At 64.9% G+C, this 16304-nt stretch carries 8 protein-coding genes and 1 riboswitch; of the genes, 4 read left to right on the top strand and 4 right to left on the bottom strand.

What is annotated here, in order from left to right:
- Entirely contained in the window at positions 1–1113 is a 1113-nt protein-coding gene (locus NLM31_RS18410; RefSeq protein WP_254193167.1) for a polyamine ABC transporter substrate-binding protein, read from the top strand.
- A 184-nt stretch (positions 1114–1297) separates the two neighbouring features.
- Positions 1298–1377: riboswitch (ZMP/ZTP riboswitch) on the top strand.
- A gap of 37 nt (positions 1378–1414) precedes the next feature.
- Entirely contained in the window at positions 1415–1795 is a 381-nt protein-coding gene (folB, locus tag NLM31_RS18415) for a dihydroneopterin aldolase (protein ID WP_254193168.1), read from the top strand.
- Between the two features lie 120 nt (positions 1796–1915).
- On the opposite strand, the gene NLM31_RS18420 is transcribed toward folB, so the two are convergent.
- Together NLM31_RS18420 and NLM31_RS18425 are read right to left on the bottom strand one after the other, a co-directional pair.
- A complete protein-coding gene (locus tag NLM31_RS18420) occupies positions 1916–5254 on the bottom strand; it encodes an autotransporter domain-containing protein (protein WP_254193169.1) in 3339 nt (1112 codons plus the stop codon).
- A 31-nt stretch (positions 5255–5285) separates the two neighbouring features.
- On the bottom strand, positions 5286–10094 hold the full coding sequence (locus NLM31_RS18425; RefSeq protein WP_254193170.1) for an autotransporter domain-containing protein: 4809 nt from the start codon (positions 10092–10094) through the stop codon (positions 5286–5288).
- A gap of 183 nt (positions 10095–10277) precedes the next feature.
- Here NLM31_RS18425 and NLM31_RS18430 point away from each other — a divergent pair, with 183 nt between their 5' ends.
- Positions 10278–12011 (top strand): winged helix-turn-helix domain-containing protein, encoded by a 1734-nt coding sequence (locus tag NLM31_RS18430; RefSeq protein ID WP_254193171.1) that lies wholly within the window; start codon positions 10278–10280, stop codon positions 12009–12011.
- A 199-nt stretch (positions 12012–12210) separates the two neighbouring features.
- Entirely contained in the window at positions 12211–13998 is a 1788-nt protein-coding gene (locus tag NLM31_RS18435) for a phosphatase PAP2 family protein (RefSeq protein ID WP_254193172.1), read from the top strand.
- A 77-nt stretch (positions 13999–14075) separates the two neighbouring features.
- Here NLM31_RS18435 and NLM31_RS18440 read toward each other — a convergent pair whose 3' ends face one another.
- Positions 14076–15008 (bottom strand): lipid A biosynthesis lauroyl acyltransferase, encoded by a 933-nt coding sequence (locus tag NLM31_RS18440; protein WP_254193173.1) that lies wholly within the window; start codon positions 15006–15008, stop codon positions 14076–14078.
- 8 nt (positions 15009–15016) lie between these two features.
- Positions 15017–16294: a beta-ketoacyl-ACP synthase gene (locus NLM31_RS18445; protein WP_254130723.1), complete on the bottom strand. Its 1278-nt coding sequence runs from the start codon at positions 16292–16294 to the stop codon at positions 15017–15019.
- Positions 16295–16304: the final 10 nt, after the last annotated feature.

Raw genomic sequence — 16304 nt, forward strand, 5'->3', positions numbered from 1 at the left:
ATGACGAACGTCAGCCGCTCCAGGCTTTGCCTTGGTTTTGCAATCGCCGCAGCGCTGACGTTGATGTCGCCTCCCGCAGGGGCCGAGGAGCGCGTCGTCAACTTCTACAACTGGTCGAACTACATGGCGCCCGACGTCCTCGAGGCCTTCACCAAGGAGACCGGCATCAAGGTGGTCTACGACACCTTTGATGCCAACGAGACGCTGGAGACGCGGCTGATGGCCGGCAAGTCCGGCTATGACGTCGTGGTGCCCACCGCCTATTTCCTGCAGCGCCAGATCAAGGCGAACATCTTCCAGAAGCTCGACAAGTCGAAGCTGCCGAACCTTAGCCATGCCTGGCCGATGGTGACCAAGAATCTTTCGACCTACGATCCCGGCAACGACTTTGCCGCGAACTACATGTGGGGCACGACGGGCATCGGCTACAACGTCGCCAAGCTGAAGCAGATCCTCGGACCCGACGCGAAGATCGACAGCTGGGACATCGTCTTCAAGCCGGAGAACCTGGCAAAATTCAAAGACTGCGGCGTCCACATGCTCGACTCCGCCGACGACATCTTTCCGGCGGCGCTGAACTATCTCGGGCTCGATCCGAACTCGACCAAACAGGCCGATCTCGAGAAGGCCGCCGATGTCGTCGCAAAGGTCAGACCCTTCGTGCGCAAGTTCCACTCCTCCGAATATCTGAGCGCGCTCGCGACCGGCGAGATCTGCTTCGTGGTCGGCTGGTCCGGCGACATCATGCAGGCCCGCGCGCGTGCAGCCGAAGCCAAGACTGGCATCGAGATCGGCTACGCGATCCCGAAGGAGGGCGCGCAGATGTTCTTCGACAATCTCGCGATCCCCGCGGATGCCAAGAACGTCAAGGAAGCCTACGAGCTGATCAACTATCTCTACCGGCCCGACGTCGCTGCCAAGAACTCGGACTTCCTGTCCTACGCCAACGGCAACCTCGCCAGCCAGAAGCTGGTCGACCCGAAGATCCTGGGTGACAAGAACATCTATCCGGACGACGCCACGCTCGCAAAGCTGTTCGTCATCACCGCCCGCGATCCCGCCACCCAGCGGATCATCAACCGGCTCTGGACCAAGGTGAAGACCGGGCGCTAGGCGTTGCGGCGACCGCTGCGCAACGCGATTCCGCAAAACAACCCCATGCACAGTAGAACCGCGGCGTGCGAGTTGCCGGTCATTTGACACGTCGGGCAAAACAGGAGCAGAACAATATCCTGCCGCCTGCCGAGCCCAGCACGATGATGTTCATTGTCGGCATTGCGGAAAGCTGATAACGCTGAAGACCTCGCGTGACTGGCGACATCGGATGGAGCACCATCGGGAAGCGCGGGGCATCTGCCGCTCGCCTGGGCGATTGGGGGCAACCCCGATCAAAATGCTTCATCTGGAGCTGCCCATGCTGACGTCAATCAAAATCACCGGACTTCAGACTTACGGCTATCACGGTCTGTTCGAGGAAGAGCGAAAGCTCGGACAAAAATTCAGTTTTGATATTTTTGCCGATCTGCAGGAGGTCCGGACCCACCTTAGCGACGATCTGGATTCGTCGGTGCGGTATGACGCCGTCGTCGACGAGGCCGTGCAGATTGCAGGGTCCGGCAAATTCCAGACCCTCGAAGCGCTCGGCGAGACGATCGCTGCAGGACTGCTGCGACGCTTCGACATGATGGACAGTGTGACGGTCGCCGTTGCGAAATCGTCGCCGCCGATTGCTCATGCGATCAACCAGGTCGGCGTCCAGGTCAGTCTTCGCCGCGCCGAGCTCGCCGGCGCCTGACGTTCCTCAGCAATCCAAGGTGGGCTTCCAGCCCGCGGTCTCATAAGACCCGGGCGGCGAGGCCCACTCACGCTATTACGTTCTCCGGATCTAAGCAAAAAGGCTCCGAACAATGCCTTCCTACCACGCGTAACGCACCATGCCCTTGCCGGCGTAGGAGCGCGTGACGCTGGAGAACTCGCCCTCGAAGCTTGCAGCCGCTGACCAGCCGTTGAGCCATTTCATCTCCGCGGAGGCGGTGGTGAGGGCGGAGTCGGCTGCCGGTCGTGCACCGCCGACGACGAAGCTCGCGCCGGGCAGCGCCTGGAACGTCGCGGCGACGGTGCGATCCGGATTGAAATCGTGCGCCCAGGCAGCGCGGCCGCGCAGCGTGAGGATGCCGTCCGCCATGGCGAAGGATTTGTCGGTGCGCAAGCCAAGCTCACTGCGCGTGTCGGTCACGCTCTTGGCCGCGTAGGCGAGGGCGAACGTGTTGTTTCCGGAGACGACGGATTCCGCATACGCGGGCAGGTCGAACCTCGTGACCTGGCCTGCAGCATAGGGCGTGAGGCCAACGCCACTGGTCCAGGGTGCGATGAAGCGATAACCGCCCTCGATGCGACCGCTCCACGCATTGGTGTTGAACTCGGCGCGCAGGCGATCGATGCCGGCGGCCGTCACGGTGCGATCGGTGGTGACATCCTGCCAGCCATAGGCGAGCGCGCCGGTGATGTAGGCCGCGTCCACATTGTGGCGCAGGAAGGCGCCGGCCTGGAATAGATCCGAGCGGCCCCCGCCGAGCCCGCTCACGTTGAAGCTGGTGCCGCCCCCGGCGAGCGCGAAGCCGGCGATGGTGTTCGGCGAGACGCGATAGTCGGCGCCGACAGCGGTGCCGTAGAGGCTGCTCGTCGTGTTGTTCGAGCCCAGCACTGCATTGCCGCTGGTGCTCTGCGAGCCGCCATAGGCCGCAGCCCAGACGTTCCAGCGCTGATCGAAGGCAGGCTGCTCCGGGGCCTTGCGCGGCATGCTGGCCAAGGCATCACGCGCATCGCCGCTGCGCGCTGCGTCTGCGAGCGAGGCGCTTTCCTCGGCGAACGGCACCGCGCTGGCGCCGCCGGTGCCGCCATCGCGCCCGGCTGTGTACGGATCGGTCAGCAATCCCATGAACTGGCTCATGGCGCCGAACGTGGTCTGCTGCGATCCCGTCGCGCCCTGGCCCGAGAGTTGGGTCAGGCTGCCTGTGGAGCGCGCGACAAAGGCGGCGTTGATGCCGCCATTGGCGTCGAAGAAGTTTTGCAGCGTGGTCGCGATCGTCTTCTGGTTGGTGTTGAGGTCGGTCCGGATGCCATAGTCGAGCGCGAAATTCAGATAGGCATGGGTGGCATCATAGCTGAGGCTCGCAGCCCAACCGGCCGGTACGCCTGTTGCCGCGAGGCTGGTGAATGTCCCGGTTCGGCCGCCGCTCGCCGATACGATGGTATATTGCTTTTGAACCGTGCTGCCGGGCGCCACACTCACACCGACGCCGCCGTTGAGCGATGCCGTGCCGGAGACGTTGACCGACGTCGCCGCGTTCGTGTTGACCGTCACGAGATACAACGCGCCCGACTGGAAGGCGAGATTGCCCGCGACTGTCAACCGTGAGCCCGGCGTGCCGTTGCCGGCGAGCAGGATGCCGCCGCTGGCGATCAACGTATTGCCGACGGTGCCTGTGCCGGAGAGTGCACCGCCGGCGTTCACCGTGGTCTGGCTCGAGGATGCGATCGAGCCGTCGACCTGGAGCATGCCACCGTTCACGACGGTGGTGCCGGTATAGGTGTTGGCGCCGGACAGCGTCAGCGTGCCGCTGCCAGTCTTCTCCAGATTGGCCGGACCCGCCGCGCCGCAGCCGCACGATGGGTCGGGATTGAGATTGGCGATCACGCCGCTGACCGTCGTCGAGAGGCTGTTGCTGCCGACCACTAGCGTGTTGCCGCCCCCGATGTAGTAGAAGCCGGAGCCGGCGATCGAGCCGGCCGTGATCCGGCCGTCGCCGTTCGTGCCGCCGCTCTGGCTGAAGTCGACATAGCCGGTGCCGTCGGCGATGAATTGCGCGTTGCCGCCGGTTGCATTGTTGTAGAAGCTTGTCGAGCCGCCGGAAGTGTTGGTGATGACGGCGTTGCCTGCAGTCGAAGAGAACTGAAACCAGGTCGTGCCATAATCACTGTTCGTGATCGTCGCTCCGGCCGCCGACGACTGATCATTAAACACGGTGTTGCCACTGAAGGTGTTGATGATGGTGGCAGTCCCGGCATTGGTCGCCGCGTTAAACGCGGTGTATCCATGGATGTTGTTGATCTTGGCGTTGCCGGCGCTGCTGGTATCGGTGCCCCCGAACGTGCCGAAGGTCACGCTGCCAGTATAATTATCGTTGGTCGCGTTGCTGAAATAGTTGTTGATCGTGGCGTTCCCGGCGCTGCTCGCGTTAAGGAAGGAGACACCACCCTTGTTGGTGATGGTCATCGTGCCCGCGGTCGTCGTGCCGGAGAACTCCGTGTCGCCGTTATTGGCCAGAGCCGTGATCGCCGAGGTATCGGCGTTGCGGATATAGAAGTAGGCGTTGTTGGTGACCTGGCCGGTGATGGACGCGGTGTGGGTGGCATCGCCAAGCACCAGGTTCCCGAGGCTGATTGTGGTGCCACCTGTGTAGGTGTTGGCACCGAGGAACACCACTTGGCTGAAATTGAACGAAGTATCCGCGATTATCAGCTTGCCGGCGCCGGTGCCGTCGGTGATGTTGCCGGAGATCGTCAACGTCTTGCCTTTGGCGTCGAGGAGGCTGCCGCTGGTGGACTGATCGATTTTGAAATTGTTGGCGAAGGTCACGTCGCTTGTGCCGCTGGTCTGGATCCAGACGTTTTGCAAGGTGACCGTACCGGTGCCGAACGCGCTGCCGTTGGCCACCACCACCTTGCCGCTGGCAAAGTTGATGGCGCCGACTATCGTGGTGCCGCCGGAATAGGTGTTGGTGCCGGACAGGATCACGTTCCCGTTGGTGGTCTTGAGCAGCAGGCTGCCCGATTGTCCTGCCGCGTCGGCGATGTTGCCGGAATAGGTGAGGGTGTATCCGTTGGAATCGATCGTGGCGCCGGTCGCGTTGATCTGCGTGGCATTGGCGATGGTGTAGTTGCCGCCGGCCTGCAGCGTGCCGCCGTCGAAGGTCAGCGTGCCCGTGCCGATCGCCGACGAGGTGATCGCGCCAGGCGTACCCACCGTATCGACGCCGATTTGCAGCACGCTGCTGCCGCCGGCGACCCCGCAGGCGGTGCCGCAGATCGTTGTGCCGCCGGTGTAGGTATTGGCGCCGGACAGCACCAGCGTGCCGCCGCCATCGAGCACGATATCGCCGGCGCCGCCGATCGGCCCGGACATCGTGTTGGTGTTGCCGGCCGGAACGGTGATGCTTTGAGCGAGGGCCGGCGTGGCCAGCAATGCAGCCATCAATACGATCGCGGCGAAGCCGATGTGCCGTCTACCACTCATAACGCACCATGCCCTTGCCGGTGTAGGTCTGCGTGCTCTGCGAGAACTCGCCCTCGACCATGCCTGCGAGCGACAGGCCATTGCGCCATTTCATCTCGGCGCGGCTGCCGACCAGCGCGGAGTCCGCAGCCGGCTGCGCGCCGCCGACGGTGAAGGCGGCGCCGGGCAGCGTCTGGAAGGCTGCATTGACGAAGCGGTTGGTGTTGGTGTCGTGGGCCCAGGCGAGGCGGCCGCGTAGCGTGAGCACGCCGTCGTTGACCAGGATACGCTGGTCGGTGCGGGCGCCGAGTTCGGTGCGGACATTGGTGGTGTCCTGCGAGGTGTAGGACAGTGCGAACTGGTTGCTGCCGACGAGCGCGGTCTCGCCGTAGCCGGGGAGATGGAAGGTTGTCGCCTGCACCGCCGCGTAGGGCGTGACGCCAAAGCTGGAGGCGGGGATCGGTGCGAAGCGCCAGCCGGTTTCGAGGCGGCCTGAGAAGGTGCTCGCCTTGAAGTTCGCGGTGAGCTTGTCCGTGCCTGACACCGTCACGGTGCGATCGGTGGTGACGTCCTGCCAGCCATAGGCGAAGGCCGCGGAAATGTAGGCCGGGCCGAAACTGTGGCGGGCATAGAGGCCGGCCTGGAACAGATCGGCGCGGCCGCTGCCGAGGTTGTCGGACAGCGAAAAATTGTAGCCGGCGCCGCCGAGCGCGAGGCCGAGCAGCGTGTTTGGAGAGACGCGATAATCGGCGCCGACCACGGTGCCGTAGATGCGGCTGGTGGTGGTGCTCGACCCTGATGCCGCGTTGCCGTTCAGCGTGCTGGCGCCGCCATAGCCGGAGGCCCACACGCCCCAGCGGCGGTCGATGACATCTGCGCTCGCCTCGCGCGGCGTCACCGCGGCATAGGCCTCGCGCACCCTGGCGTCGCGCGGGCTGGTGGCGGCGTAGCCCAGCGTCCCGCCGTCACCGGCCGCGCCGCGCTCGCCGTCGGTGCCGCCGCCAAGCGGATCGAGCATGTTCACGAACTGCTGCGTGGCGTCGAACGCCGCTTGCGTGCCGGCGGCGCCGGGCTGGCCCGAGACCTGGCCGAGCGCGTGGTTGAGCTGCGGATTGCCCATGTTGAGCAGCGCATCGAAGCCGGCCGGTGGTGTCGCTCCGCCCGCGACCGCCCTGTTGATGGCGTCGGCAACATTGGTCGGGTTGGCGCCGGTGCCCGCCGGCAGCACGATCGTGCCGGGATCGAGCACGAGATAGACGTTGTCGCGGTCGTAGGTGAGATGCGGGTTGCGGGCACCGGGCGCGAAGGTGCTGCCCGTGATGCCGGCAAAGGTGCCGACCAGCCCGCTGCCTGCGGTGAGGATGGTATAGGTCTGGCTGCGGAAGCTGCCTGCTAGAGCCACCGCGTGCACGGTCGCGCCGGTGAGCGTTGCGGTGCCCGTGACGTTGGTGCGGTCGGCCGCGGACGTCGAGACTTCCACCTTGTAGAAGCTGCCGGCTGTGAACGCCAGATTGCCGCTGACGGTGAGGGTGCCGATGGAGTTGCCGGGCGCGAGCGTGCCGCCGCTCGCGATCGTCGTGTTGCCGACGATGCCGGTGCCGCCGAGCGTGCCGCCGCTGTTCACGATGAGACTGCTGGAAGACGCGATCGAGCCGTTGACCGCGAGCGTGCCGCCGTCGACCGTGGTCGCGCCCGTATAGGTGTTGATGCCCGCCAGCGTCAGCGTGCCGGTGCCGACCTTGACCAGCGCGGCGCCCGCGCCACCGCCCGATCCGCCGTCGGCGAGCACGCCGGTGACGTTGGTCGATAGATTGTCGCTGCCGACCGTGAGCTGGTTGGCGCCGAGATAGAACGTCCCTGCGCCGGCGAAAGAGCCGGCAGTGAGCTTGTTGTCGCCGCTGGGGCCTGACGTCATCGAGAGGTCGAAGACGGAGCCAGCCGAGGCGTTGAACAATTGCGCGTTGCCGGGCGTGGAATTGCCTTCGAACAGCACATTGCCGCTGTTGGTGATGACGGCGCTGCCGGCTGTGGCGTTGGCGCTGAATACCAGCGTGCCGGCGGAGACCGTCGCGCCGGAAAAACTCTCTGCGCCGGTCAAGGTGAGCGTACCGGCGCCGGCCTTGGTCAGCGTGGTGCCGCCGAGATTCTGGTTCACGACGAAATTGTTGGCTGCATCCGCAATGTCGAAGGTGCCGCCGCCGGCACCCAGACTGATGGTGCGTGCGGTGGTGTTGAAGGCGGTGCCCGTGATCTGCAGCGTGCCGCCCTTGAAGGTCAGGCCGCCCGCGAGGTCGCCGAGATTGTCCTCGGACGCGACGCTGACGGCGCCGCCGGCGAAAATGGTGCCGCCGGTATAGGTGTTGCTGCCCGTGAGCGTCAGCGTGCCGGTGCCGGTCTTCACCAGCGACCCGCCCGTGGCGCCGCTATAACCGCCGTCGGCAATCACGCCGCTGACGGTGGTCGACAGATTGTTGCCGCCGACCGTCAGCTCGATCGCGCCGAGATAGAAGGTGCCGTCGCCGGCGATCGAGCCGGCGCTGAGCTTGTTGTCGCCGTTCGGGCCGGAGCTACCGGAGAAATCGAAGAAGGTGTTGGCCCCGTTGTTGATCAACTGCGCATTGCCGGCGGTGGCATTGTCCCGGAACCAGGTCATTCCGTTGGGGTTGATGGGGCCGCCGGCATTATTGGTGATGACGGCGTTGCCGGCGGTGCTGGTTTCGTTGAATGTCAGATTATAGGTGTTGTTGATGGTCGCGCTGCCGGCCGTGCTGGCACCGTAGAACGACGCTGCCAGGTTGTTGGTGATGGTTGCGCTGGCCGCGGTGCTCGAGCTTCCGAAGTTCAAGCTGCCATTGTTGGTGATGACAGCGCTTCCGGCCGTGCTGTTTTGACGGAAGTCGATTGAGTTGCTGCTCGTGATGACCGCATGGCCGGCGGTGCTCGATCCGCCGAAAGAAAGCGATCCATCGTTGGTGATGGTTGCGGTGCCGGCCGTCGCGGTGCTCAGGAAATACGCGTAGCCCAAGCTGTTGACGGTGATGGTCGCGCCGCCAGCCGTCGTGTTGTCGCGGAAAGACAATTGGCCGTTGGCCGTGATGGTGGCGCTGCCGGCCGAGCTCGTATTGTAAAAACCTATGAATGTATAGCTGCTGCCGCCGCCGATGATGGCGTTTGCGGCCGTGCTCGAGTCCTGGAAGATGACCTGGCCGGTGCTGGAATTGGTGATGGTGGCACTGCCGGCCGAGCTCGTGCCGTAGAAGTATGTCAAGCCGGTGTTGTTGATGGTCGCGTGACCTGCCGTGCTGGTGTCGTAGAACGCCGTCGTCCTGTTGTTGGCGTTGTTGATGGTTGCGTTTGCTGCTGTGCTGGCGTCGCGGAAATAGAACGTGCCGTAGACATCGTTGCTGAGGTTTGCGGTTCCGGCCGAACTCGTGTTGTGGAAAGTGACGCCGTAGTTGACATCGCTGGCGCTGTTGATGATCGTGGCGCTTCCGGCCGTGCTCTGGTCGTAGAAGTCGATGGTGCCGTGTCCCGTGGTGGTGATCGTGGTGCTGCCGGCGCTGCTTGTGTTGCGGAAGATCACGGCCCCTTCGCTGGAGATGCCGGTGATGCCGCTGGTGTCGGCGTTGACGACGTCGAGCGTGGCGCCGGCGCCGATTCCGACCGTGCCCAGGATCGCGCCGGTGCGGGCGGCCGTGCCGAGCTGTAACGTGCCGCCATTGATCGTGGTGCCGCCGGTGTAGGTGTTCGCGCCGGACAGCGTCAGCGTGCCGGTGCCGATCTTCACCAGCGACCCGCCGGTCGCGCCCGCGGCGGAGCAGGTCGGGCTGGTGCCGCAGTCGCTGATCACCCCGCTCACCTCGGTGCTCAGATTGTTGCCGCCGACGGTGAGCTCGCGTGCGCCCAGAAAGAAATTGCCCGCGCCCGCAATCGAGCCGGCGCTGAGCTTGCCGTCTCCGGCAGGGCCCGTTGACGCGGAAAAATCGACGGTGCCGGCAGTGTTGATGATGGCAGCGTTGCCGGCCGTGCTGGTGCCGGAGAAACTCAGATGGCTGTTCGTGTTGTTGATGATGGTCGCGTTACCAGCCGTGCTGGCGCCGGAAAAATTCATGCCACCGTTGTTGGTGATGGTCGCGCTGCCCGCTGTACTGCTGTCCTTGAAGGACAGGTGCATGTTGTTGGCGATGGTGGCGCTGCCCGCCGAGCTCGTGTTGTTGAAGAACAGCCACCCTCCATCATCGCCATTGTAATTGACCGTGATGTGGGCGCTGCCAGCCGTGCTGGCGTCGTAGAAATTCACGCTGCCATAGGTCGTGATGGTCGAGGTGCCCGCCGTGCTGGTGTTATAGAAATTCACCGCGCTGGTGGCATTGTCGTTGTTGATGGTGGCGCCGCCGGCCGAGCTGGCATTGAGGAAATTGATGCTTCCGTCGATGGCGTTGATGGTGGCGCTGCCGCCATTGATGACGATGCCGGCGCCGTTGAAATTCAGGATCTGGCCGTTGGCGAAGGTGTAATTTCCCGCCCCGACGTTGAACGTCCAGCCGCCGGTATTCGTCGTGTTGGCTCCGTCATTGGATGGAATCGAGATGCTGGTGGTGCTCGACGCGCCGAAGAAGGCGGTGCCCGATGGCACCGTGCCGGAGCTCCAGTTGGCGCCGCGGTCATATTTGTTGCTGCCGGGCGAGGCGAGCCAGGTCGCATCCTGCGCGCGGGCAGGGGTGGCCGGCAGCGTCCACGCCAAGGCCAGCGCCGACGATGTCAGCAGCGCGGCCCGCAGGCGGCGGGTCGCTTTGAAACAATCTTTCCCCGTCCTCACCACGTCCCCCGGCACTCGCGAGTCCTCGACGGGATTCATCGCACTGGGGTGGGAGTGGTGTCCTGATAAGGGGTTGGCTCATTTCTGAAGCTTTCTGATATTTACGTTTCAGGGAGACTTTTCGGGCTTTTTCGACACAGTTGCCCTATATGAGCCGGCCAGAGAGAGGCTTGGGGGGATCAGTTGCTTCGTTTCGCCGGCTTCGAGCTGGATCAGCAGCGCGCGGAGCTGTGCTCAGCCGACGGCGTTGCAATCAAGCTCCGGCCCAAGACCTTCGAGATGCTGCGGTTGTTCGCGACCAGCGGCGGCCGGGTGCTGAGCAAGCAGGAGCTGATGGAGGCGGTCTGGCCGAACGTGCATGTCGGCGAGGACAGCCTGTTCCAGTGCATCCGCGAGCTTCGCACCGCGCTCGGCGACGAGCGGCGGCAGCTGATCAAGCTCGCCTCCGGCGGCGGCTACCTGCTGGCGGCGGAGGTCGTGGAGGTGCCGGATGGTACGCCACAGTCCGAGCTGCCCCGGCTGGCTCCGACGGGCGGGGTTGAGCCTGAGCCGCCGGCCGAGATGGTCGCGGCGCCTGTGCGGCCGCAGCGCGCCAATTTCGGCTTGAGCCGGCAGGCCATCGTCGCTGTGGTGGCCGGGCTCTGTGCGATCGTCATGGGGCTTGCGGTGGCGGCGCCCGTGCTGAAGCCGGACCTGCTGTTCGGACGAACGCCGCCGCGCATCGTCGTGATGCCGATCGTTGATGCCAGCAACGATTCCCGCGGCGCGGTGATGGCCGCCGAGGTCACCGGCCGCCTGACGGACGGTTTTGCCAAAATCCAGAACATCAGCGTGGTGGCGCCGCGATCGGCGGCGGTGCCGGGCGGTGAAAGCATCGGGCTGCCAGCCACATCATCCGATTACGAACTGCGCGGCGAGTTGCAGTTCGCCGATCAATCCTGGACGCTGCGGGCGCGCATCATCAAGGCTGCGACCGGCGAGGTTCAATCGGCGGTCGCGGTGTCGGTCAACGCCGAGGCGATGGACGCACAGCTTGCTCAGGCGCGGCTCGCCGCAGGCGTCGGCCATGTGCTCGCGCGCCGGCTGAATGAAATTCTGGAGCCGAGTGCGTCATCGGCGCGCCGCACATCGTCGGCGGGCGGCGACAAGGTGGCCGTCGAGCAGGCGCTCGCCTCGATCAACCAGACCACGCGCGAGCGTTTTGGCGCGGCACAAACGATGTTGCAGAAGGCGCTCACCGACGACCCCGACAATGTCGATCTCGCCGTGGCGCTGGCGTCGCTGCAGATGCGCGGCATCCAGATGGTCTGGTTCGGCCCGGAGGAGGCGGTTACGGTCGAGGCGACGGCCAATGCGACGCTCGAGCGCGCCTTGCGATTGAAGCCGAATTCCATTCCCGTGCTCGAGGCCTCCTGCCGCTTCCTCAGCGCCACCAATCATTTCGTCGAAAGTCTCGTCACCTGCGCCAAGGCGCTGAGCTTCGATCCGTGGAACGGGTCTGCGCTCTATCTGATCGGCCTCGGGCAGGTCTATCTCGGCCGCTTCGACGATGCGCTCGCGATGTTCCAGCAGGCCGATCGCTACGACACGCCGCCGGCCTCGCGTTGGACCTGGCTGCTCGGTGCAGGCATGGCGTATGTCTTGATGGGGCGCGACGAGGACGCGCTGCCGTGGCTGCAGCGCTCGATCGCGATCACGCCGGGGACCGGCCGCTCGCACTTCCTGCTCGCCGCCGCCTATCAGCGAACGGGCCGGTTCGAGGAGGCGCGGGCGGCGATTGCGGAAGGACTGAAATTGCGGCCCGGCACGACGCGTCTCAGCGTCTGGCCGCCGATGAAGAATGCAAGTCCGATCTGTATCGCAGCCTGGGAGCGCGTCGTGCAGGCCGAGGTCGACGCAGGGCTGCCGGAGCAGTGAACGGCGCGACGCCCGTGCCTCCTCATGTCAGGCGCGATTTCGACATCATGCGAATAATCATATGATATAATTGTTATCGTCCTGTAATGATCGATAAATACGTCAGGCGCGGGGATGGCATCAGATCGTCGAGCACGTCCTCACCCGTGTGCAGAAGCGCCGGGTGGATTCAGCACGCCAGGATCTGGAGCCTGCTCAGATGACGTCCTCGCCATCCTCAACCTTCTGGAAATACGCGGCTCTCAGCGCTGCCCTGTTGCCGGCCGCCGCGCGCGCTGATTCCATTCCGTCGACGCCGCCGGTGAATTTCACCAACAGCTCCACCGCGTCGGTCGGATCGACGATCGTCAACCTGCTGGATTCCTACGCCCGTCTCATGCTCACCGATCCCAAGCTGCGCAACGGTGTGGGTGTGATGGAGCAGAACTATCAGACCGTCATCATGATGACGCAGGAGCGGACGCCGGCGCAGACGCTGGCCGCGGTTCACGACGACCGGACGTCGCAGCCCTACAGCGTACTCAACGGCCTCGGCCAGCTGACCTCGTACTTCATGACGGGCATTGGCTCGTCCACGACGGCGACGCCGCCCGCGAGCCTGACGCCGACCTCGTATCAGCTGACCACGCTGCAGGACTATGATGCCAGCGCACACGGCATCAATTATCTCAATAGCGCGACCATCGGCTTTGCGACCTTCGGCGACGGCAGCGCGACGCCGCTGGCCGATGCCGCAAACTTCCTCAACAACACCATCCGCGCCAACGCTTCGACCGAACCGCCGAAGCGCACGTTCGAGCGTTACATGGGCTCCACGATACCGGTCGTGAATCCCGCGTCCATCACCGCCGGTGTGATCAGCCCGCTCGACTCGCGCTACGGCAACTACAATGCCGTGAGCAACAAGGCAGGCCTGACGGATGCGGACACGGCGCAGTTCGTCGTTCCCACTTATTTCAGCAGCTTTGCCGTCCCGGTGGCCTATTACAACACCGTCAACTGGGTGCGTGGCTTCACCGCGACGCCGGCGCTCGTGGCCGCTCATGGTGGCACTTCGATCACGGTCCCCAATGTCGGAAGCTACGACGCCGCGGGCAATTTCACGCCGACGCAGTTCATGGCGGGCGACTACGTCCCGGGCATCGGCACGGCGCCCCGTCCGTTCCGGCTCTCCACCAAGGTCAACGTCCCGACGCTGCTCTGGCAGATCGCGAACGGCACCAACCCCTATGGCGACGGCGCCTTCGTCAGCGGCCACACCAACCTTGCCTACAACCAGGCGCTCGGGCTGGCCTTCCTGGTGCCGCAGCAATATGAGAGCCTCCTGGTCCGCGCTTCCGACCTCGGCAACAATCGCATCTTCGCAGGCATGCATTCGCCGCTCGATGTGATCGGCGGCCGCATCGAGGCGACCGCGATCGTCGCGACCAACATCTACGCCGCGCTCTATGGCCCGTATGGCAACCGGCTGGACTGGACCAATTCCGCCAACGCATCCGCCTATGCGATCTATCTGGCCCATACCAAGACCCAGAAATATCTGGCGCAGTCGTGCGGGACGAGCACGGTGGAAGATTGCCTCAAGCGGATCGGTGGTGGTCACGACGGCGATCGCGACCATCACGACGGCGGCGACCGTCATGACGGGCGGGATCGCGACCGCGACGACCGCAACGGGCCCGACTGCAATCTCGATCCCGATGATGCGAGGGGCTACACCTATCGCATGACCTACGGGCTCGCTTTGGCGACGTCGATGAAGTTGCCGGAGGTCGTCCCCGTGCAGGCGCAGGTGCTGCTGCTGACCCGCTTCCCCTATGCCACCGATCAGCAGCGGACCGAGATCCTGCGGGCCACGGCGCTGCCGGCCGGCTTCGCACTGCTCGACGGCAACACCTGGGACGGCTGGGGCCGGCTCAACCTCTATGCCGCAGTCAAGGGCCAGGACTCATTCTTCCGCGCCGTCCGCGCTGCAACGACGCGTTGAGATCCGGGTGAACTGAGACCGCTTTGTTCGCAAGATCTTCCGGCAAGGCGCGGCACGCTTGCCGGACAGTTCGTTGATTACCGCCACCGCCGATGCAGCCAGAGCCACTGCTCGGGATGCTCGCGCACCCAGCCTTCCACCACATTGGTGATCGCCTGGGTCGTGCCCTGGATGTCGATCTTGCCGTCGGCGTCGCGCACCGGCGGAATCTCTTCCGTCAGTTCGGCGCGGAAGCGAAAGCCGGGCAGGCGGATGATGCGCACGCCGTGAATCGGGCACTCGACCTGGCGCAACAGGCGCGCCAGCATCGGGTTGGCGCGGGTCTTGCGGCCGAAGAAGGTGACCTCGACGCCCCCGGTGAGATACTGGTCGATCAGCATGGCGACGTGCTTGCCATCCTGCAGCGCCTGCGCGAGCCGCAGCGGCGCATCGCGCCCCGCCGGGATCAACGTGCCCATGTTGACCTGGCGCATCTCCTGGATGATGCGGTCGGCGGAGGCGATGTTCGGCCGGCGGTAGAGGATCGCGGCATCGAGCCCGTGCGCGGGCGCAGCGAGCGCGGGCAATTCCCAATTGGCCAGATGCGAGGCGAAGATCAGCGCCGGCTTGCCGTCGTCCCTGATCTGGTCGTACAGCTCGATGGTGCGCGGCAGCAGCTCGATCCGGCTGTTTTCCGGATGGGCGCGATCGTAGTCCCAGACATGATCGATATGGGCGAACTCGGCGCCGACGCGGCCGAGATTGTCCCACACGCCCATCAGGATCTGCTCGATCTCCTCCGGCGACTTCTCCGGAAACGCCGCGGTGAGATTGGCGCGGCCGATGCGGTGCTCGCGCAGGCGCGGGCCGATCGTCTGAGTGACGCGCGCGAAAAAGTCCGAGGTCTTGACCGGATCGAAATAACGCGTGGTCTTGAGCATGCCGACGGTGGCGGCGCCGATCAGGCTGCCACCGATCGATTTGGCTGCATTCCGCGCGCGAATCTTCGTGCTGAGGGAAAGCAGCGCCATGCGTCCGGTCAGGCCGGTTCGCGGGTCAGGATCAGCGAGGCGTTCTGGCCACCGAAGCCGAACGAGTTCGACATCACCGCAGTGACGCGGGCGTCGCGCGCCTTGTTGCCGACGACGTCGAACAGGATCGTGGGATCCGGATTGTCGTAGTTGATGGTCGGCGGAATGCGCTGATGCTCGAGCGTGAGCAGCGAGAAGATCGCCTCGACCGCGCCGGCGGCCGAGATGGTGTGGCCGACCATCGACTTGTTGGAGGTGACCGGGATCTTCTGCAGGAGATCGCCGAACACGGCCGATGTCGTGTTGTACTCCATCTTGTCGTTCTCGGGCGTCGCGGTGCCGTGCGCGTTGATGTGGTCGATCTGGTCCGGCGTCATGCCGGCATCGGCCAGCGTCTTGTTCATGCAGCCGATGATCGGCTTGCCGTCGGGCGACGAGCGGGTGCGATGGAAGGAATCGGTGAGCTCGCCGCAGCCGGCGATCACGCCGAGGATCTTTGCGCCACGCGCGGTCGCCGCTTCGTAGCTCTCCAGCACCAGAGCGCCAGCGCCTTCGGCCATGACAAAGCCGTCGCGGTTCTTGGAGAAGGGACGGGAGGCCGCCTGCGGCGGATCGTTCTGGGTCGACAGCGCCGACAGCAGCGAGAATCGCACCAGCGCTTCCGGATTCACGGTGCCGTCGGTGGCGACGCACAGCGCGGCATCGGTCTCGCCGCGACGGATCGCTTCGACGCCGAGTTGGATCGAGGTGGCTCCGGACGCGCACGCCGTCGACAGCGAGATCGGCGAGCCCTTGGTGCCGAAGGTCTCGGCGAGGTGGGCTGCGACCGAGCCGAACATGAAGCGGTGATGATAGGCGTTGTACTTGCCGCCGCCGGAGATGCGCAACAGATCGTCATAGTTGAAGTCGGGCGCGCCGACGGCGCGGCCGAGCTCGCGGCGCTGCGGCCATTCGACTTCGACAGGTGCGACCGCGAGGAAGAGCGGACCCGGGAAATCGCCCTTGGCGCCGATGCCGGCCTGCTCAAGGGCTTCCTGGGTGACGAGCTCAGCCATCCGCTCGGACAGGCCGGTGGAGGAGAACGGATCGACGCTGACGAAGTCGACCGTGCCGGCCATCGTGGTCTTCAGGCCGTCGATCGGAAAGCGCGTGATGGTGCGAATGCCGGATTCGCCGGCGACGAGCTTCGACCAATTGTCGGCCTTGCCGGCGCCGAGCGAGGTCGTGATGCCCATGCCGGTAACGACGACAACGGGACGCCCGAGTTTGTCGCGTGGTGCAGTCATGTCGATCGTC

Origin of the sequence: Bradyrhizobium sp. CCGUVB4N (assembly GCF_024199945.1) — a bacterium.
Lineage (GTDB): Bacteria > Pseudomonadota > Alphaproteobacteria > Rhizobiales > Xanthobacteraceae > Bradyrhizobium.

Excerpts from the sequence above, each read along its gene's own strand:
- NLM31_RS18420 (WP_254193169.1), bottom strand. The coding sequence starts at position 5,254 with ATGGCTGCATTGCTGGCCACGCCGGCCCTCGCTCAAAGCATCACCGTT.
- NLM31_RS18445 (WP_254130723.1), bottom strand. The coding sequence starts at position 16,294 with ATGACTGCACCACGCGACAAACTCGGGCGTCCCGTTGTCGTCGTTACC.
- folB (WP_254193168.1), top strand. The coding sequence starts at position 1,415 with ATGCTGACGTCAATCAAAATCACCGGACTTCAGACTTACGGCTATCAC.
- NLM31_RS18435 (WP_254193172.1), top strand. The coding sequence starts at position 12,211 with ATGACGTCCTCGCCATCCTCAACCTTCTGGAAATACGCGGCTCTCAGC.
- NLM31_RS18440 (WP_254193173.1), bottom strand. The coding sequence starts at position 15,008 with ATGGCGCTGCTTTCCCTCAGCACGAAGATTCGCGCGCGGAATGCAGCC.
- NLM31_RS18410 (WP_254193167.1), top strand. The coding sequence starts at position 1 with ATGACGAACGTCAGCCGCTCCAGGCTTTGCCTTGGTTTTGCAATCGCC.